Source organism: Hymenobacter sp. H14-R3, from assembly GCF_030063445.1.
Taxonomy (GTDB): Bacteria; Bacteroidota; Bacteroidia; order Cytophagales; family Hymenobacteraceae; genus Hymenobacter.
Genome location: NZ_JASITD010000015.1, coordinates 104,767 through 122,799 on the forward strand (window position 1 = coordinate 104,767; position 18,033 = coordinate 122,799).

Below are 18,033 nucleotides of genomic sequence, written 5' to 3' on the forward strand. Positions count from 1 at the left end.
TAGTCCGTTCACTCACGGACTGAAAGTCCGCGCTACTAGCCATCAACTCCGAAATTAAGTACCCGTCGCTAAGTAATTTGCTATAAAAGAACGTCATGCTCACCTGGCGTCCACGCAGTGAAGCATCTCTATCGCGCGCGGGTAATCTCAACGTTTAGCGTTAGTTGCACGGTAGAGATGCTTCACTGCGTGGACGCCAGGTGAGCATGACGTTCTTTTTTAACATAAACTATTCACCAACGAGTACTTAGCTCTAATGAGCAATCAATAGACAGCTTATCGCTCATTGACTCTCGGCTCCCCTCCCCCGCAGGGGAGGGGCTGGGGGTGGGGCTGCTATCACGCTACGTGGCGAAGCGGCAGAACGTGCCCAGCGGCAGCTTGCGCTGGCCGGCATCGAGCAGGTAGATTTCGCCCAGCTCGCGCACGGCTTTCGGGCCGGGGAAAATGGCTTGCGTCAGGTTGTCCAAAATCAGCGCCGAGAAGCCCAGCGAGTACAGGTTCACCACAAAAAAGTGGTCCTCCGGGTCGAGCAGCTGCTGGCTGAGCTTGAGCAGCTCGTTCAGCTCATCTTCGAGCTGCCATTTTTCGCCGTTGGGGCCGCGGCCGTAGGCGGGCGGGTCCAGGATGAGGCCCTGGTACTTACTGCCGCGCTTCACCTCGCGGCGCACGTATTTCATGGCGTCTTCTACCAGCCAGCGCACGCCGTCGAGCTGGCTGGCCTCCATGTTGTCGCGGGCCCAGAAGTTGACCTGCTTCACCGAGTCGAGGTGCGTGACGTCGGCCCCGGCGGCGCGGGCGGCCAGGGTAGCCGCGCCGGTGTAGGCAAACAGGTTGAGCACTCGCGGCAGCTTGGCCCGGCGCTTAAGCGTTTGGTTATAAATAAATTGCCAGTTGGGGTCCTGCTCCGGAAAGAGCCCCACGTGCTTGAACGACGACAACCCCAGCCGAAACTTCAGCTTGAGGCCGCCGGGCCGCTCATAGGCGATAACCCACTGCTCGGGCATGCCTTTTTTGAGGCTCCACTGGCCTTTTTCGGTGCTGCCGGGGGCGCGGGCAAAGGTGGCATCGGCGCGGGCCCACTCGCTGGCGGGCAGGTGCGCATCCCAGATGGCCTGGGGCTCGGGGCGCGCCAGCACGTGGGGGCCGAAGCGCTCCAGCTTCTGAAAATTGCCGCTGTCGAGCAGCTCGTAGTCGGGCCAGGGGGCGGTGGTGAGAAAGTCGTACACGAAGAAAAAAAGCGAATGAGCGGCCTCGCAGCCAGCGCCGCGGCGGGCAAAGGTCGGGCTGCCCGCCGAAAAATGCAGAATAATGCCCGGTTTTTAAACCAGCCCGGCAGGATTGCGTAAACAAGCTAAGACGCAATGCTTGCCTGGCAAGCAGTTGATTGTCAAAAACTTAATTTAAAATTCATCTTATGCCTATTACCACCAAAGACCAGCCTACTTTGCTGCACACGCCGTCGGACCTCGACGAGCAAGGCCGCGCCAAGCTCAGCGACAGCCTTAACCTGCTGGTAGCCGACTACTTCGCCCTGTATATCAAGACGAAAAACTACCACTGGCACATGAGCGGCCGCCATTTCCGCGACTACCATTTGCTGCTTGATGAGCAGGCCGGGCAGATTTTCGAAGTAATTGACCCCATTGCCGAGCGCGTGCGCAAGCTGGGCTTCCCTACCATCCACTCGGTGGGCGAAATTGGCCGCAAGCAGCGCGTAAAGGACAACGATGACATCTATGAGAACCCCCTTGACATGCTCATCGACCTGCAAAACGAGAACCGCGAATTGACTAAAAACCTGCGTGCCTCGCACAAAATCGCCGACGACGTGAACGACGTAGCCACCGCCAGCCTGCTCGAAGTGTACATCGACGAGGCCGAGCGCCGCGCTTGGTTCCTGTTCGAAGCTAGCCGCGACGTAAACTAAGCATCTCATCAGGTTAGCATAAAAGAAGGCCGCCATGCTCAGCATGGCGGCCTTCTTTCGGGTAGGCGATAAGCAGAGCCCCGCGTCATCGGCTTGCAGGTATAAAACTAACCACCTAAGGATTAGCTTTTACTCGTTTTCAGCTGAAGCTCCCCGCTCTTGAGCTCCGTGGCGGTGGTTTGCAGCTAGAGCGTGCCCGCGCTGCCTCACTGGCCTGCACAATGGCCACGAGCTGGCCCTGGAAAGCGTATATCTGCGACTCCTGGAAGGGCTCAAGGTTGGTGGCATCGCCGTTGCCCACAGCCTGGAACTTGCCCGCGCCGCTCATCGTGAAGCGCAGCTGCCGGGCGGCGGCGGGGCAGAGGTTGCCCTGCGCGTCTTTCACGCGGGCGGTTACGTAGGCGAGGTCTTCGCCAGCGGCGGTGAGCTTGGTGTGGTCGGCCACGAGGCGGATGTGGTGGGGCGCGCCAGCGGTGCGCACTCTCCCGGTGCCGGTGGGCTTGTCCTAGGCATCGTAGGCCACTACTTTGACAGTACCGGGCTGGTACACAACGCCTGTCCACTCTAGGCGGTAGCGGGTTTGCGGGTCGGCGGTAGTGGCGTTGGTTTGGCGGCCCCATTGCCACCGAAAACGAACTGTGGCCGCAGGGCCAGAACAGGGCTTTCCTGCCATTGATATACGCGCGGGCTTTGCTCAATCGCCCCGCCAAACAGCAGTGCCGCCTGGCCACCCTTGCCCAGCACGGGCACGGCCAGCGGGCACTGGTACCAGCCCACGCTCAAGGCAGCCCGCCCGTGCAACTCGCCTTGAGCGTGGTTTTTTCTCGTTACCCTGCTCAATATTAACGACTTGCAAATCATTTTTGCCAGTACATGGCCCGCTGGTCGCCCAGGCGTGCGTAATGAGCACGGTCTGTCACCTGGCATCATGCAGCGCGGGCTTAGCCCCGTCGGGCTGGTCGCCCTTGGAAATTTCCAGTCGGTGTTGAGCAGGGTTTCCTGGTGGCCTTGGGCCGCGGCGGGCAGGCCGGAGGCCAGCAGCAGGGCCGAGGCCAGGAAAGGAGTACAGCACCTAACTTAAAGAGGTAAGCCGCTAAAAAGGGCTGTATGCAAGGGCGGGTAAGTTACGGTGACCGGGCCGGGGCGCCCCCGGCGGGCGGGGGTATCCATTGGGCTAGCCGGACCTGGGGTTGGGCGGGTGGGCCGGCTTTGCTGCGCGGTAAGCTCTTATTTTTACGTGATGCCCACCCCCCACTTCTTGCAAAAAAAGCTTTTTTACCTGAGTCTGCTGCTCCTCGGGGCGGGCGCGGCGGCTTGCTCCTCGCCCAGCTCGCCCTTCTCGGCCCCGGCCACGGAGGCCTATACCCGGCGGCGCGAAGTAAGCGCTCCTCCCACGCGCCGCGGCCGGGTGCTCGACCGCCACGACTCGGTGCTGGTGGCTACCCGGCCGGTCGATGTGCTCACGCTGCCCCTGCGCCCGGCCCTCGACTCGGCCAGCTCCGTGCAGCTCAACCACTTGCTGGGCTGGGCCGATAGCACCCTGGAGCGGCGCGTGGCCACCGCCCTGCCCAACGCCTGGGCCCGGCCGCGCGGCCCGATGGAGCTGGTGCTCACCCCCACCGAGGCCGCGCGCCTGCGCAAGCACCAGGCCGAATGGCCGCAGCTGGCGCTGGCGCAACGCCCCATGCGCACCTACACCGGGCGCACGGCCGCCGCCGTGCTGGGCTATACCGCCGCCAATGCCCAGGACTTTCTCGCCCGGGCCAGGCGCTACCGGCGCGGCCGGTTTTACCGCCTGCGCACCGGCGGCGTCGAAAGCTATTACAATGCCCTGCTTACGGGGCACCGGGGCTACCTGCACCCGCTACTCGACGCGCAGGGCCACCCGCACGGCACCTGGGCCGCCGACACGGCCTTTCGAGAGGGCCAAGACCTGCACCTCAGCCTCGATAGCAAGCTGCAAGCCTACGCCGAAGGCCTGCTAGGCGGCCGCAAGGGGTACCTGGTGGCCCTCGACCCGCGCACCGGCGAAATCCTGTGCGCGGTATCGGCCCCCAGCTACGCCCCTGCCCTGCTCACCGACCCCGACCAGGCCGGCAAGCGCCGCGAGCTGCTCGAAGATGAGGACCTGCCCCTGCTCAACCGCCCCGCCATGCTGGCCAACCCGCCCGGCTCGGTATTTAAGCTCGTGAATGCGGCCATTGCCTTGCAGCTGGGGGGCATTACGGCCGGCACGCCCTTTCCCTGCGACCAGTCGCTGGTGAGCTGCGTGCACTACCACCCGCCGGCCCGCAACCTCACCATGGCCTTGCAGTACAGCTGCAACCCCTACTTCTACCAGGTGCTGCGCAGCGTCATCAACCACGTGCCCGACAGCCTGGTGGCCGATACCGTGGCCGCCCGCCACGCCAACCTGGCCGCCTGGCGCCGCCAGGCCAAGTCGTTTGGGCTCGATACGCTGCTTGGTACCGACGTGCCCCGCGAGAGCCCTGGCTTTTTGCCCACGCCGGCTTACTACGACAAGGCGCGCCGCACCCCCAACTGGACGTTTCGCTCCATTTACTCGCTCAGCATCGGCCAGGGTGAAATCAACCTCACCGGCTTGCAAATGGTGAATATGATGGCCATTATCGCCAACCGGGGCTGGTACTACACGCCGCATTTTGTGCGCGCCATCGGCAACACGGGCCAGCCCCTGCCGCGCTTCCGCCAGAAGCACCACACCCTGGTAGACAGCGCCAACTTCGAGGCCCTGCTGCCCGGTATGCTGGCCGTGATGCGGCGCGGCGGCACCGCCGAGGCATCAAGCCTGGCCGACGTGGGCATTGCCATTGCGGGCAAAACCGGCACCGTGCAAAACGACGAGGGCGACGACCACGCCACTTTCGTAGGCTTTGCCCCCGCCGACCATCCCAAAATTGCCATTGCCGTGTACCTCGAAAACGCGGGCTTCGGGGCCACCGCCGCCGCGCCCTGCGCCGCCCTGGTTATCGAAAAGTACTTGAAGGGCAGCATTTCGTCGCCCCGCCGCAAGCACTGGGAGCGGCGCATGCAGTACCGCCGCCGTTCGTATCGGTAATTTTGCGGCGCGGCTACCTCCGCGCTCCCCCATGACCTTCCATAAATACCAGGGTACCGGCAATGACTTCGTTATCCTCGACGACCGCGCCGCGCAATTTGATACGGCTGACCACGAGCGCATTGCGCACCTCTGCAACCGCCACTTCGGCATCGGGGCCGATGGCCTGATGCTGCTGCGCAACCGCGCCGGCTACGACTTCGAGATGGTGTATTTCAACGCCGACGGCCACCCCAGCAGCATGTGCGGCAACGGGGGCCGCTGCCTGGTGGCCTTCGCTAAGTACCTGAATGTCATTGAGAACAAGGCACACTTCTTGGCCGTGGATGGCCCCCACGAGGCCCGCGTGGAAGCCAATGGCACCGTGCGCCTCAAAATGATTGACGTAGCCGCTGCCCAGCCCGCCGGAGTGGGGGAGGAGAGCGACGTTTTTCTGCACACCGGCTCGCCCCACCACGTGCATTTCCTCGACCCCGAGGAGGGCCACACCCTGGCCGAGTTCGACGTGCACGCCGTGGGCCACGACATCCGCTACGACCAGGCCTACGACCCCGGCGGCATCAACGTCAACTTCGTGGAAGTGCCCGCCGACCCCGCCCACCCCTGGCCCGTGCGCACCTACGAGCGCGGCGTGGAGGCCGAAACCCTGAGCTGCGGCACCGGCGTAACCGCCGTGGCGCTGGCCGCCTCGGCGCGCGGGGCCACCTCGCCCGTGCAGCTACAAGCGGCCGGCGGGCGGCTCGAAGTTTCCTTTGACCACCGCCCCGACGGCGGCTTCGAAAACGTGTGGCTGAGCGGCCCCGCCGAGCGCGTGTTTGGTGGTGAAATCTAGGGCCGCCGCCCAGCCTGTTCCCTGCTACCTTTTCGCCAATACAACTACGCGCCTGCCGTGCCCGAGCCCCCCATTCCTTCCCTGGCCGAGCGCCCGCTGGTGGCGCTGCGGGCGCCGGAGCCCAGCGACCTCGATTTTCTGTACGCCCTCGAAAACGACCCCGTTATCTGGGCCGTGTCCGACACGCTGGCCCCGGTGTCGCGCCACGCGCTGCGCGAATACCTGAAACACGCGGCGGCCGATTTTTTTGAGGTGCGCCAGTTGCGCTTAGTCATCGATTCGTACGAGTGGGGGCAGCAAGTAGGGGTGGTCGATTTATTTAATTTTGAGCCCCTGCACCAGCGGGCGGCCATCGGCATCACCATTTTGGCCACCGAGCGCCGCCGGGGCTACGCCGCCCAAACCCTCGAATGGCTGGTGGCCCACGCCCGCAACGTGCTGCATCTGCACCAGTTATACTGCACCGTAGCTCAGAGTAATCGGGCGAGTATCAAGCTATTCAAAAAAATAGGTTTTCGGCAAGTGGGCGTGCGGCACCAGTGGCTGCGCGCCAACACCACACTGGGCTGGGAAAATGCCGTAGAAATGCAATTACTCCTATGAAAGTGACTAGCCCACGCGCCAAAAGGCTGATTTTAAGCTCAGCCATATCTTTTCCGCAAGGCTTTTCGTAGAAGTATGCGGTTGCCGCCCACCGGAAGGTTTTACCCGGTGGTAGTGGCGCTCAAAAGCTCTTTCCTGTCTTTATTTCATGCCGCTCTCTACTCCGGCGGAGGCTACTTCGCGTGCCTCTACCACCGCCCCGGCCGCGGACCAAGCCGATGCTACTAGCCTAACGTATTCGCTGCCCGACCTGGTTTGCTTCGCACACCTGCACTGGGACTTTGTGTGGCAGCGGCCCCAGCACTTGCTGTCGCGATTTGCTCAGCACGGCCGCGTTTTCTACGTCGAAGACGCCTTTTTTCACGCCGACGACCTCGTTGAGCCGCACCTCGAAGTGAAGGAGCGCCAGAACGGCGTTAAAGTATTGGTGGCGCACCTGCCCCACCGCCTGCGTGCCGATGAGGCCGCCGCCGACCAGGCGCAGTTTGGCGTGCTCAGCAAGTTTTTCCAGGATAGTGGCGTCGAGCAGTTTGTGGCGTGGTACTACACGCCGATGGCGCTGGGCAAATCGCGCCTGTTTGCGCCCGTGCTCACCGTATACGACTGCATGGACGAGCTGGCCCAGTTCAAGGGCGCGCCGCCCGAGTTGCGCCAGCGCGAGCAGGAGCTTTTCCAGAAAGCCGACCTGGTGTACACCGGCGGCCAGCGCTTGTACGAGGCTAAGCGCGAGCAGCATAACGATGCGCACTCGTTTCCGAGTAGCATCGACAAAGACCACTTTGGCCAGGCCCGTGACCCCAAGCTGGCCGAGCCCGCCGACCAAGCTGGCATTGCCCACCCGCGCATCGGCTTTTTTGGCGTAGTTGATGAGCGGCTTGATATCGACTTATTAGGCCAGCTGGCCACGAACCATCCGGCTTGGCAATTTGTCATAATTGGACCAGTAGTTAAAATTGACCCCGCCTCTTTGCCTCGCAACAAAAATATCCACTACCTCGGTGGTAAAAATTACCAGCAGCTGCCCGCCTACCTGCGCGGCTGGGATGTAGCCACGTTGCTTTTTGCCCGCAACGAGAGCACCGAATTTATCTCGCCCACCAAAACGCCCGAGTACCTGGCCGCCGGCCGGCCGGTAGTGAGCACCAGCATCCGCGATGTGGTGCGCCCCTACGGCGACCTCAACCTGGTGCAGATTGCCGACGACCCCCAGGAGTTCGGCCAGGCCATCGCCATCGCCTTGGAGCAGGGCAAGGATGCCGACTGGCGCACCCGCACCGATGAATACCTGGCGACCATCTCCTGGGACCTCACCTGGCAGAATATGGTGAACCTGATGCAGAAGCGTTTGGCTGCCAAAATCTAGCCCATATTTAATTGTTAATCAGATAGTTGCGTGCTGATGAACAAAATAGGTGGATAGTGAATTACGAAGAATAACTACTTGAAAGACGAACAACTTATCTCTTAAATTTTCCCTCTTATGTTCGATTACCTCATCGTTGGGGCCGGCTTTGCTGGCAGCGTGCTGGCCGAGCGGCTAGCCACCCGCAGCAACAAAAAAGTGCTTGTTATCGACAAGCGGAGCCACATTGGGGGTAACGCGTATGACCATTATAACGAGGACGGTATCCTGATTCACAAGTACGGCCCGCATATTTTTCATACTAACTCGAAAGACGTTTTCGACTACCTCGGTAACTTCACCGATTGGCGCCCCTACGAGCACCGCGTGCTCGCCTCGGTAGATGGCCAGTTGGTGCCGATGCCGATTAACCTCGACACCATCAACAAGATGTACGGCCTGAGCCTGACCAGCTTTGAGGTAGAGGAATTTTTCGCCTCAGTGGCGGAGGATGTGCCGGTTATCAAGACCTCGGAAGACGTGGTAGTGAGCAAGGTGGGCCGCGAGCTGTACAACAAATTCTTCAAGAACTACACCAACAAGCAATGGGGTCTCGACCCTTCGCAGCTGGACAAGTCGGTGACGAGCCGGGTACCTACCCGCACCAACCGCGATGACCGGTACTTCACCGATACGTTCCAGGCCATGCCGCTACATGGCTACACCCGCATGTTTGAGAAGATGCTCGACCACCCGAACATCAAAATCATGCTGAACACTGACTACCACGAGATTATGGATTTCATTCCCTTCAAGGAAATGATTTTCACGGGTCCGGTAGATGAATATTTCGACTTCAAATTCGGCAAGCTGCCCTACCGCTCGCTGGAGTTCAAGCACGACACGCTGAACGAGGAAAAGCACTTGGCCGCGCCGGTTGTGAACTTCCCCAACGAGCACCTCTACACCCGCATCACGGAGTTTAAGGCCCTTACCGGCCAGCAGCACCCCAAAACGGCCATCGTGTATGAGTATCCGCAGGCCGAGGGCGACCCATACTACCCGATTCCGATGCCCGAAAACGCTGAGCTGTACGCCAAGTACAAGAAGCTGGCCGACGAAACATCGAACGTGCATTTCGTAGGTCGCCTGGCTACATATAAGTACTACAACATGGACCAGGTAGTGGCCCAGGCTCTTACCCTCTACAAGCGCCTGACCGAGAAGGAGGAAGCCGCCAAGCCGGCCCGCCCCGTTATTTCGGGTAGCCCCGCGCTGGTCGAGAAGCTGGTGAGCCGCTCGCCCGCCAAGGAATAACCGGTCTATCTGCCAGTCGCGTATAACAATGCCTCGCCCGTGCGGCGGGGCATTGTTATTTAATTATTTGTCAATCAAGTGGTTATGAATCGTCTGATTGTTATCTCAGTTGCTTTGGTGCTGCTGCTGAGTGGCGCGGCGCAGGCCCAGCGTGGCTACTACGGCCGGCCCGGCCGGGTAATAGTGGCGCCCCGCCCGCCCGTGTACCGGCAGCCTTATTATGGCCCGCGCTACTACCACGCCGCGCCCTACCGCAGCTACCGGGGCCGCAGCTACTACCGCCCCCGACCCCAGTATGGCCGGCCGGTTTACCGCGGCCGACACGGCCGCCGGGGCCGCCGCCACTAGCCTAGTGGGCCCCGGTGGGCGCACTGCCACTTTTTCCGCCTTGTAAAACCCTGCACTCTTTTTGAGAGGGTGGGGTTTTATAGTTTAGGCCAATCGACCGGTTCGGCGGGCAGGCCCTAAATTTGCTTTATTCGCGCTGTCTTTTTTAGTCAATTTGTTTACCCAATGTTAGATTTCTTCGGCAAAACCGTCGCCAAGCTGTTTGGCTCCAAAGCAGAAAAGGACCTCAAGGACGTGGTGCCCTATGTTGCCCTCATCAATGCGGAATATGCCAAACTGACCGGCCTGACCGACGACCAGCTGCGCCAGCGTACCCAGGAAGTCCGCCAGCAGATTGATGGCAAGCTGGCCGGTATCGACGGGCAGATTGCTGGCCTGCAAGGTCAGATTGACTCGCAGCCGCAGCTCGACGTAGCCAAGAAGGAGCAGATTTTTGACCAGATTGATGTGCTCGAAAAGCAGCGCAACAAAGACCTCGAAGCCGCCCTCACCGACGCCCTGCCCCAAACCTTTGCCATTGTGAAGGAAACCGCCCGCCGCTACGCCCAAAATGGCCAGCTGGTGGTAACGGCCACCGACATGGACCGCGAAATTTCGCGCACCAAGGGCAACGTTACTATTCAGGGCGACAAAGCCACCTGGAGTAACAAGTGGCTGGCGGCCGGCGCCGAAATCACCTGGGACATGGTGCACTATGACGTGCAGCTTATCGGGGGCGTGGTGCTGCATCAGGGCAAAATTGCCGAAATGGCCACGGGCGAGGGCAAAACGCTGGTTTCGACCCTGCCGGCCTTCCTCAATGCGCTGGGCGGCCGCGGCGTGCACTTGGTAACGGTGAACGACTACCTGGCCAAGCGCGACTCGGAGTGGAACGCGCCGCTGTTTGAGTTTCACGGCCTCACCGTGGACTGCATCGACAAGCACCAGCCCAACACCGACGCCCGCCGCAACGCCTACCTGGCCGACGTGACCTACGGCACCAACAACGAATTTGGCTTCGACTACCTGCGCGACAACATGGCCCGCGACCCCGCCGAGTTGGTGCAGCGCAAGCACCACTACGCGATGGTGGACGAAGTGGACTCCGTGCTGATTGACGATGCGCGCACGCCGCTCATCATTTCGGGGCCCGTGCCCAAGGGCGATGTGCACGAGTTTTTGCAGCTCAAGCCGCGCATTCAGCACTTGGTAGATGAGCAGAAGAAGCTGGTGCAGAGCTACCTGGTGCAGGCCCGCAAGGCCATTGCCGAAGGCAAAACCGGCCCCGAGGAAGGCAGCAAAAACGGCGACGGCGGCCTGTCGCTGTTCCGCGCTTTCCGCGGCCTGCCCAAGAGCAAGCCCCTCATTAAGTTTTTGAGTGAGTCGGGCATGCGCGTGATTTTGCAGCAGACCGAGAACCACTACATGGCCGATAACTCGCGCCAGATGCCGGAAGCCGATAAGCCGCTGTTTTTCACCATCGACGAGAAGAACAACCAGATTGAGCTGACCGAAAAAGGCATCGACCTGATTACGGCCCAGGGCGAAGACCCGCACCTGTTCATCATGCCCGACATCGGCATTGAGATTGCCAACATCGAGAAGGCCGACGCCCTCACCGCCGAGGAGAAGCTCCAGCAAAAGGAGCAGCTCATGAGCGACTACCAGGAGAAGAGCGAGCGCGTACACACGGTGAACCAGCTGCTTAAGGCCTACACGCTGTTTGAAAAGGACGACCAGTACATCCTGAGCCAGGAAGGCAAGGTGATGATTGTGGACGAGCAAACCGGCCGCGTTATGGACGGCCGCCGCTACTCCGACGGCCTGCACCAGGCCATTGAGGCCAAGGAAGGCGTGCGCATCGAAGATGCCAGCCAGACCTACGCCACGGTGACCTTGCAGAACTTTTTCCGCATGTACCACAAGCTCTCGGGCATGACCGGTACGGCCGAAACGGAGGCCGGCGAGCTCTGGGAAATCTACAAGCTCGACGTGGTGGCGATTCCGACCAACCGCGTGATTTCGCGCAAAGACGACCACGACAAAGTGTACCGCACGGTGCGCGAGAAATACAACGCCGTAGCCGAAGAGATTCAGGCCCTGGTGCAGGCCGGCCGGCCGGTACTGGTGGGTACTACTTCGGTAGAAATCAGCGAGTTAGTGAGCCGTATGCTGAAGCTGCGCGGCATTAAGCACCAGGTGCTGAACGCCAAGCAAAACCAGCGCGAGGCCGAGATTGTGGCCGCCGCCGGCTACCCCGGCACCGTGACCATCGCCACCAACATGGCCGGCCGCGGCACCGACATCAAACTGCGCGAAACCTCGCGCGATTCGGGCGGCCTGGCCATCATCGGCACCGAGCGCCACGAAAGCCGCCGCGTCGACCGCCAGCTACGGGGCCGCGCCGGCCGCCAGGGCGACCCGGGTTCGTCGCAGTTCTTTGTGAGCCTGGAAGACAACCTCATGCGCCTGTTTGGCTCCGAGCGCATTGCCAAGCTCATGGATAAGATGGGCATGGAAGAAGGCGAAGTGATTCAGCACTCGATGATTACGAGCAGTATTGAGCGCGCCCAGAAGAAGGTGGAGGAGAACAACTTCGGCACCCGCAAGCGCCTGCTGGAGTACGATGACGTGATGAATGCCCAGCGCGAAGTAGTGTACCGCCGCCGCCGCAACGCCCTGTTTGGTGAGCGCCTGGAGCTGGATATTCTCAACCTGATTTATGACGTGAGTGAGGACATCGCGGCCGGCCACAAAGTCACCAACGACTACGAGGACTTCAAGCTGTCCGTCATCAAGGATTTTGGCTACGACACGCACATCACGGCCCAGGAATTCAGTGCCCTGCCCGCCGAGCGCCTCACTCAGAAGCTCTACGACGAGGCCGCTGATTACTACGACAGCAAGAACGAGCACATTGGCCAGAATGCCCTGCCGATGATAAACGACCTGCTGGCTCAGAACACGCCCTACGAGAACATCGCCCTGCCCTTCACCGATGGGCACAAGCACACCCAGGTAATTGCCAACCTGCACAAAGCGCAGGCTACCAACGGCTTAGACATTGTGCGCCAGATGGAGAAAGGTGCCGTGCTCTCGACCATTGACGAGGCCTGGACCCAGCATCTGCGCCAGATGGACGACCTGAAACAGGTAGTGCAAAATGCTGTGTACGAGCAGAAAGACCCACTCCTGGTGTATAAGTTCGAAGCCTTTGAGCTGTTCAAGCGGATGCTAAGCAAGGTGAACCACGGCACTGGGTCATTCCTCTTCAAAGCCGACGTGCCCGTGGCTGCCGAAGCTGGCTTCGCCGAGCCCGAGTTCTACTACGAAGACGACCTGCCGGCTCCCGCGCCCATGCCTAAGCTTAAAGCTGAGAAAGCCATTTCGGACGTGAGCCTCGGCGCGGGTCAGGAAGACCTTGATCAGGCCGCCGAGCTGGGCTTGGCCCCGCCCATCCGCCAGGAGCCCATCCGCAGCCAGAAGGTAGCCAACCGCAACGAGAAAGTGAGCGTGCAGTACATGGACGGCCGCGTAGTGCGCGACGTGAAGTACAAGACGGTGGAAGAAGACCTCGCCGCCGAGCGCTGCGTACTGGTGGATTAACCTCAGCTAACTATCCAGCAACAAAAAGGCCCGCGCAAGCGGGCCTTTTTGTTGCTGGATAGTTAGCTGAGGTTAATGAGGGTTAATGAATCTGAAGTAGGGGTTAGTGGGATTAGAGTAGAAATTATTTGATAAGAGTAGAAATTATTTGATAAGAATAGATATTTGAATTAAAAACAGGTCGACTTACCAAGATGAAAAAGGGGCGCAAACAATGAATAAAGGCAATCCCAAAAAAAAGAAATTATTTTTTGTGCAAAAGATGAATGGTGTAGCTTGCTAGCCTAAAACTCCTCATCAGTTAGTCGGGTAGGTTAAATAATAAAAAATTTAAATATTAATTTGTAATTATAAAAACCATTATTATGCTCAAAATGAGTTAATTGACCATGCCCGATAAAATTGCCAAGTGTATATACATCAAACGGTAGTGCGCTTTATGTAGTGAAAATCTTTGTATTATTTACCCTCTTTTCTTGATTGCTTATGTTTTTCAATTACTTCTACTTGCAAAAGCGCTGGCTGGTGCCGCTGCTCCTACTATTGGTAGTAACCCTTAATGGTCGGGCGCAGGCTCCTGCTTGGCAGGCGGCCGTAGCTATTACTACTTCCAGTACTGGCTCGGCCTACGCCAACGCCACGGCTACCGATGCGGCGGGCAACGTGTACGTGGCCGGGCAATTTAGTGGCACGGTGAATCTGGGCAGCTTCAGCTTCACCAGTTCCGTCGGCAACAATGGCTTTGTAGCGAAGTGGAGTCCCGCTACGCGCAGCTTCAGTTGGGCAAAGCAATTGGGCGGTGCAGTAAGCGGCGTGGCTGTGGTAGGCGGCAGCGTGTACGCGGTGGGCTATTTCCTTGGGGCGGCCGTATTTGGCAACGCTACGCTGACCAGCGTAGGCGACTACGATATGTTTGTGGCGAAGCTGGTTGATGCGGGCGGCAGTAGCACAATTGCCTGGGCAAAACAGGCCGGTGGTGCTGGCTCGGACCAAGCTAGAGCAGTAGCTGCTACTAGCACAGGGGTATACGTGGCCGGCACATTTGCCCAGACCGCTGCCTTTGGCACCAACACCCTCACAACGGGCGGCAGTAGTAATGGCTTTGTAACCAAAGTTACGGACAGCGGTAGTACAGGAGTATTTACCTGGACGCAACAGGTAGCCAGCAGTGGAATTACCGGCGTAGCAGGGCTGGCGGCAGTCGGCAGCGCTGTGTACTTGGTCGGGCGAATTGAGCAAGCCGCTACCTTTGGTAATATTACCCTGGCTACCAACGGCAGCTTGCCGGCTTACGTAGCCAAGCTCTTGGATGCCGGTGCCACCAGTAGTTTTGGCTGGGTGCAGGCCCCGGTGAGCACAACTAGCAGCATGTATGCAGGTAGTGTGGCCGTGGTTGGCTCGAACGTGTACCTCTCAGGAGATTTTACCGGGACAGCTACCTTCGGCACGCAAGCGCTGACCAGCGCTGGCCAGCGCGATGCTTTTGTGGCCAAGCTGACGGATGTGGGAGGAATGGGTAATTTTGTGTGGGCGCAGCGAGCGGGCGGCCCCAGCGATGACCTCGGCTCGCGGGTAGCTGTGGCTGGCAGCAACGTATATGTAGCGAGCGTATTTACGGGTACGGCCAGCTTTGGTAGTACCTCGCTGACCAGCTTTGGGGGCGGTGATGTCTACGTAACCTGCCTCACCGATGCTGGCTCCAGCGCTATTTTTACCTGGACCCAGCAAGCTGGTGGGGCTGGCAATGATAGCAGCTACGGCTTGGCCTTGAGCGGTACTATGCCGGTAGTAGTGGGCAGCTTCAACGCGACGGCCAACTTCGGTAATCAGGCTATCACAAGCACCGGCCTCTACAGTGAAAACGCTTTTCTGGCCCTGCTTGGTCCCAATGTGCTGGCTACTGCATACACTGTCCCTTTGCCCAGCTTGGTCCCTTACCCCAACCCGGCCCACGGCACTACTACCGTGCGGGTGCCAGCTGGCAGTCCTGCTACCCTCATCCTCCTTGATGCGCTAGGTCGTATGGTGCGCACTGCGGCAGTCCCGGTTGGTTCAGACTACATGCTGGATTTGAGCGGCCTCATGCCCGGCGTATATGCGCTACGCGTGCAGGCCGGCGAGGGCCAGGCAATGCGGCAACTAGTAGTGGAGTAGCCACACCGCCCTCTCCCTATCTTTGCCCCATGCCCACGCCCAACCTCGCCGCTACCCTCGACCACACCCTTTTGCGCCCCGACTGCACCGAAGCCCAGCTGGTGCAGCTCTGCCAGGAGGCGCGCATCAATGGCTTTGCCAGCGCCTGCGTGCCGCCCTGCTACGTGCCGCTGGCCGCCCGCGAGCTGAGTGGCTCGGGCGTGGCGGTGTGCACGGTTATCGGGTTTCCGCTGGGCTATAACAACCCACGAGTGAAGTTCAAGGAAGCCGAAATTGCCCTGGCCGAAGGTGCGGCTGAGCTGGACATGGTGCTGAATATAGCCGCCTTAAAATCAGGCCAGTACGATGCCGTGCGCGCCGAGATAGAAGACCTGGCTGACCTGGCCGACGCGCACGATGCCCTGCTCAAGGTCATTATTGAAACCGCCCTGCTCACTGAGGAAGAAATGGAAACCGCCGCCCGGCTCTGCGCCGAAGCCGGCGCGCACTTCGTGAAAACCAGCACCGGCTTTGCCAGCCGGGGCGCGTCGGTGGCCGATGTGGAGCTGCTACGCCGGGTGCTGCCCGCTCACGTGCGCATCAAGGCCAGCGGCGGCATTCGCACGCGGGCGCAGGCGTTGGCCCTGCTCGCGGCCGGGGCCGACCGCCTGGGCACCTCTAACAGTCTGGCTATTTTGCAAGAAGATGATACTACGCCTGCGTAACGCCGTGCTACTCCTGAGCCTGCCGCTGCTGGCGGCCTGCGCCACCACGGCCCCCGCCACCACCCGCTCCCAAACGCCGGCCGATACCACGCGCCGCGCCGCCACCGCCGCGCCCACCGAAGAGGTGGCCAAGTACCGGCCCGTGTTTGTGCTGCCCTTCGCGAGCGGCGCAGCAGCGCCTGCCACCCCCAAGCCCGCCGCGCCGCCCGTGCCTAAAACCACCGCGCCCGCGCCCACCAACCAGGTCAATGCCCAGGTAGAGCAGCGTCTGCGCGACCAAGCCTTCACCAACCAGAACGTGAAGTATATCAGCGGGTTCCGGGTGCGGGCGTACCTGGGCCTGGAGCGCGACCAGGTGATGAGCATTCGCCGCCAGGTTATCAGCCGCTACCCCGACGAAACGGACTACATCACCTTCAAGCAGCCCGTGTACCGCCTCTACATCGGCGACTACGCTACCAAGCTCGACGCCGCCCGCGGCCTGGCCCGGGTGCGCCAGTTTGTGCCCCGCGCCGAGCTGGAGCCCATGCAGGTGCTGCTGAATAAGGTGCCGTAAGCTATTCTGTAAATTGCACTAGAACGTTATGCCTATCTGGCGGCCACGCAGTGAAGCATCTCGCTCGCATAATCCAACGATTCGAGTGAAATGCTTCACTGCGTGGCCGCCAGATAGGCATGACAACAATACACTAGATTATGCTTGACACCCTCAAAGCCCGCGCCGCCGCCCTGGCCCCCGAGCTCTCGGCTCTGCGCCGCCACCTGCACGCCAACCCCGAGCTCTCGTTCAAGGAAACCCAAACGGCCGCTTTCGTGGCCGGCAAGCTGCGCGAGCTGGGCCTGGAGCCGCACACCGTGGCCGGTACCGGCGTGGTGGCCCTCATTGAGGGGCAGCCGGGCGGCCCGGTGGTGGCCCTGCGCGCCGACATGGACGCGCTGCCCATTCAGGAGCTGAGCGATATTTCCTATAAGTCGCTGAATGCCGGCGTAATGCACGCCTGCGGCCACGACGTGCACACCACCTGCCTGCTCGGCGCGGCCCAGCTGCTCACCGAGCAGCGCGCTCACTTCAAGGGCACTGTGAAGCTGCTGTTTCAGCCCGGCGAGGAGGTGCTGCCGGGCGGTGCGGCGCTGATGATTGCCGACGGCGTGCTCGAAAACCCCAAGCCGGCCGAGATTCTGGGGCAGCACGTGTTTCCGCGGCTGCCGGTGGGGCAAATCGGCGTGCGGCCCGGCCGCTACATGGCCAGCACCGACGAGTTGTACCTGACCATCAGGGGGAAAGGTGGCCACGGCGCCATGCCCGAGCTCAACCTCGACCCCGTGCTGGTGGCCGCCCACCTCCTTGTGGCCGCCCAGCAAATCGTGAGCCGCCGCGCCAACCCCAAGCTGCCCTCGGTGCTGAGCTTCGGCAAAGTCATTGCCAACGGCGCCACCAACGTCATCCCCGACGAGGTGTACATCGAAGGCACCTTCCGCACCCTCGACGAAAAGTGGCGCGACGAAGCCCACCTGCACCTGCGGCAGCTCTGCGAGGGCCTCGCGGCCAGCATGGGCGCGGTGTGCGAGCTGGAAATCCGCCGCGGCTACCCTTGCCTCGACAACAACCCCGCCGTAACGGCCCGCGTGCGCGCCGCCGCCGAAGCCTACCTGGGGGCCGAAAACGTGATTGAGCTCGACCAATGGCTGGCCGCCGAAGACTTCGCCTACTTCTCGCAGGCCGCGCCGGCCTGCTTCTACCGCCTCGGCACCCGCGCCTTGGATGGCCGCTTCGCCGCCTCGGTGCACACGCCCAAGTTTGATATTGACGAACAGGCCCTTAGCCTCGGGGCCGGCCTCATGGCCTGGCTCACCTTGCAGGAGCTGGCCGCGCCCGCCACGGCATAGCGGGTGAGTTGCTTTCTGTGTTATCGGCGGGTTACAGAGTTGAGGATTTATGCAAAAGTCGTTTGTCATGGCGAGCGCAACGCAGTGGAGCGCGGCAATCTTTCCTTCACGGCCGAGTTACTAATTATACTCGTCGCGAAGTGAAATGCGAATTAGGGCTTAAAATTGTGCTATGGAAGTGGGGCTTTCGGAGTCAGAGCGGCAGTTGCTGCGGCAAGCGCAACGCGCCTGCCGGGGCAAGGCGGGGTACGT

At 60.8% G+C, this 18,033-nt stretch carries 15 protein-coding genes; 12 read left to right on the forward strand and 3 right to left on the reverse strand.

Going from position 1 to position 18,033, the window contains the following annotated elements; genetic code table 11:
- Positions 1 to 344 precede the first annotated feature (344 nt).
- Positions 345 to 1,229: a class I SAM-dependent methyltransferase gene (locus QMK33_RS14855; protein ID WP_283565390.1), complete on the reverse strand. Its 885-nt coding sequence runs from the start codon at positions 1,227 to 1,229 to the stop codon at positions 345 to 347.
- Positions 1,230 to 1,417: 188 nt separating this feature from the next.
- On the opposite strand from QMK33_RS14855, the gene QMK33_RS14860 reads away from it, so the two are divergent.
- Positions 1,418 to 1,930 carry a Dps family protein gene (locus QMK33_RS14860; protein WP_283565391.1) on the forward strand — a complete coding sequence of 171 codons (513 nt, stop codon included), beginning with the start codon at positions 1,418 to 1,420 and terminating at the stop codon, positions 1,928 to 1,930.
- A 139-nt stretch (positions 1,931 to 2,069) separates the two neighbouring features.
- On the opposite strand, the gene QMK33_RS14865 is transcribed toward QMK33_RS14860, so the two are convergent.
- Together QMK33_RS14865 and QMK33_RS23615 are read right to left on the reverse strand one after the other, a co-directional pair.
- The gene (locus tag QMK33_RS14865) at positions 2,070 to 2,411 is read right to left on the reverse strand and encodes a hypothetical protein (RefSeq protein ID WP_283565392.1); all 342 of its coding nucleotides are present in this window, start codon (positions 2,409 to 2,411) and stop codon (positions 2,070 to 2,072) included.
- Positions 2,412 to 2,435: 24 nt separating this feature from the next.
- Positions 2,436 to 2,603: a DUF4982 domain-containing protein gene (locus QMK33_RS23615; RefSeq protein WP_502867067.1), complete on the reverse strand. Its 168-nt coding sequence runs from the start codon at positions 2,601 to 2,603 to the stop codon at positions 2,436 to 2,438.
- A gap of 567 nt (positions 2,604 to 3,170) precedes the next feature.
- Here QMK33_RS23615 and QMK33_RS14870 point away from each other — a divergent pair.
- The 11 genes from QMK33_RS14870 to QMK33_RS14920 all read left to right on the forward strand — a co-directional run bounded on the left by QMK33_RS14870 (position 3,171) and on the right by QMK33_RS14920 (position 17,781).
- Positions 3,171 to 5,009 carry a peptidoglycan D,D-transpeptidase FtsI family protein gene (locus tag QMK33_RS14870; RefSeq protein ID WP_283565393.1) on the forward strand — a complete coding sequence of 613 codons (1,839 nt, stop codon included), beginning with the start codon at positions 3,171 to 3,173 and terminating at the stop codon, positions 5,007 to 5,009.
- Between the two features lie 31 nt (positions 5,010 to 5,040).
- Positions 5,041 to 5,841 (forward strand): diaminopimelate epimerase, encoded by an 801-nt coding sequence (dapF, locus tag QMK33_RS14875; RefSeq protein WP_283565394.1) that lies wholly within the window; start codon positions 5,041 to 5,043, stop codon positions 5,839 to 5,841.
- A 57-nt stretch (positions 5,842 to 5,898) separates the two neighbouring features.
- The gene (locus QMK33_RS14880) at positions 5,899 to 6,444 is read left to right on the forward strand and encodes a GNAT family N-acetyltransferase (RefSeq protein WP_283565395.1); all 546 of its coding nucleotides are present in this window, start codon (positions 5,899 to 5,901) and stop codon (positions 6,442 to 6,444) included.
- A 148-nt stretch (positions 6,445 to 6,592) separates the two neighbouring features.
- A complete protein-coding gene (locus QMK33_RS14885) occupies positions 6,593 to 7,807 on the forward strand; it encodes a glycosyltransferase family 1 protein (protein WP_283565396.1) in 1,215 nt (404 codons plus the stop codon).
- Between the two features lie 117 nt (positions 7,808 to 7,924).
- Positions 7,925 to 9,103, forward strand: a complete 1,179-nt coding sequence (glf, locus tag QMK33_RS14890; RefSeq protein WP_283565397.1) for a UDP-galactopyranose mutase — start codon at positions 7,925 to 7,927, stop codon at positions 9,101 to 9,103.
- Positions 9,104 to 9,187: 84 nt separating this feature from the next.
- Positions 9,188 to 9,451: a hypothetical protein gene (locus QMK33_RS14895; RefSeq protein ID WP_283565398.1), complete on the forward strand. Its 264-nt coding sequence runs from the start codon at positions 9,188 to 9,190 to the stop codon at positions 9,449 to 9,451.
- A gap of 165 nt (positions 9,452 to 9,616) precedes the next feature.
- Positions 9,617 to 13,036 carry a preprotein translocase subunit SecA gene (gene secA / locus QMK33_RS14900; protein ID WP_283565399.1) on the forward strand — a complete coding sequence of 1,140 codons (3,420 nt, stop codon included), beginning with the start codon at positions 9,617 to 9,619 and terminating at the stop codon, positions 13,034 to 13,036.
- 486 nt (positions 13,037 to 13,522) lie between these two features.
- The gene (locus tag QMK33_RS14905) at positions 13,523 to 15,190 is read left to right on the forward strand and encodes a T9SS type A sorting domain-containing protein (RefSeq protein WP_283565400.1); all 1,668 of its coding nucleotides are present in this window, start codon (positions 13,523 to 13,525) and stop codon (positions 15,188 to 15,190) included.
- A 29-nt stretch (positions 15,191 to 15,219) separates the two neighbouring features.
- A complete protein-coding gene (gene deoC, locus QMK33_RS14910) occupies positions 15,220 to 15,894 on the forward strand; it encodes a deoxyribose-phosphate aldolase (RefSeq protein WP_283565401.1) in 675 nt (224 codons plus the stop codon).
- Positions 15,875 to 16,450 (forward strand): hypothetical protein, encoded by a 576-nt coding sequence (locus QMK33_RS14915; protein ID WP_283565402.1) that lies wholly within the window; start codon positions 15,875 to 15,877, stop codon positions 16,448 to 16,450. Before deoC ends, QMK33_RS14915 begins: the two co-directional genes overlap by 20 nt.
- A 140-nt stretch (positions 16,451 to 16,590) precedes the next feature.
- Positions 16,591 to 17,781, forward strand: coding sequence for a M20 metallopeptidase family protein (locus QMK33_RS14920; protein WP_283565403.1), 1,191 nt, complete (start codon positions 16,591 to 16,593; stop codon positions 17,779 to 17,781).
- Positions 17,782 to 18,033 lie beyond the last annotated feature (252 nt).

What these genes read in the sequence shown, in the direction of transcription:
- dapF (WP_283565394.1), top strand. Translation starts at nt 5,041, where the DNA reads ATGACCTTCCATAAATACCAGGGTACCGGCAATGACTTCGTTATCCTC.
- QMK33_RS14920 (WP_283565403.1), top strand. Translation starts at nt 16,591, where the DNA reads ATGCTTGACACCCTCAAAGCCCGCGCCGCCGCCCTGGCCCCCGAGCTC.
- QMK33_RS14905 (WP_283565400.1), top strand. Translation starts at nt 13,523, where the DNA reads ATGTTTTTCAATTACTTCTACTTGCAAAAGCGCTGGCTGGTGCCGCTG.
- QMK33_RS14885 (WP_283565396.1), top strand. Translation starts at nt 6,593, where the DNA reads ATGCCGCTCTCTACTCCGGCGGAGGCTACTTCGCGTGCCTCTACCACC.
- QMK33_RS23615 (WP_502867067.1), bottom strand. Translation starts at nt 2,603, where the DNA reads ATGGCAGGAAAGCCCTGTTCTGGCCCTGCGGCCACAGTTCGTTTTCGG.
- secA (WP_283565399.1), top strand. Translation starts at nt 9,617, where the DNA reads ATGTTAGATTTCTTCGGCAAAACCGTCGCCAAGCTGTTTGGCTCCAAA.
- glf (WP_283565397.1), top strand. Translation starts at nt 7,925, where the DNA reads ATGTTCGATTACCTCATCGTTGGGGCCGGCTTTGCTGGCAGCGTGCTG.
- QMK33_RS14860 (WP_283565391.1), top strand. Translation starts at nt 1,418, where the DNA reads ATGCCTATTACCACCAAAGACCAGCCTACTTTGCTGCACACGCCGTCG.
- QMK33_RS14895 (WP_283565398.1), top strand. Translation starts at nt 9,188, where the DNA reads ATGAATCGTCTGATTGTTATCTCAGTTGCTTTGGTGCTGCTGCTGAGT.
- QMK33_RS14870 (WP_283565393.1), top strand. Translation starts at nt 3,171, where the DNA reads ATGCCCACCCCCCACTTCTTGCAAAAAAAGCTTTTTTACCTGAGTCTG.
- QMK33_RS14915 (WP_283565402.1), top strand. Translation starts at nt 15,875, where the DNA reads ATGATACTACGCCTGCGTAACGCCGTGCTACTCCTGAGCCTGCCGCTG.
- deoC (WP_283565401.1), top strand. Translation starts at nt 15,220, where the DNA reads ATGCCCACGCCCAACCTCGCCGCTACCCTCGACCACACCCTTTTGCGC.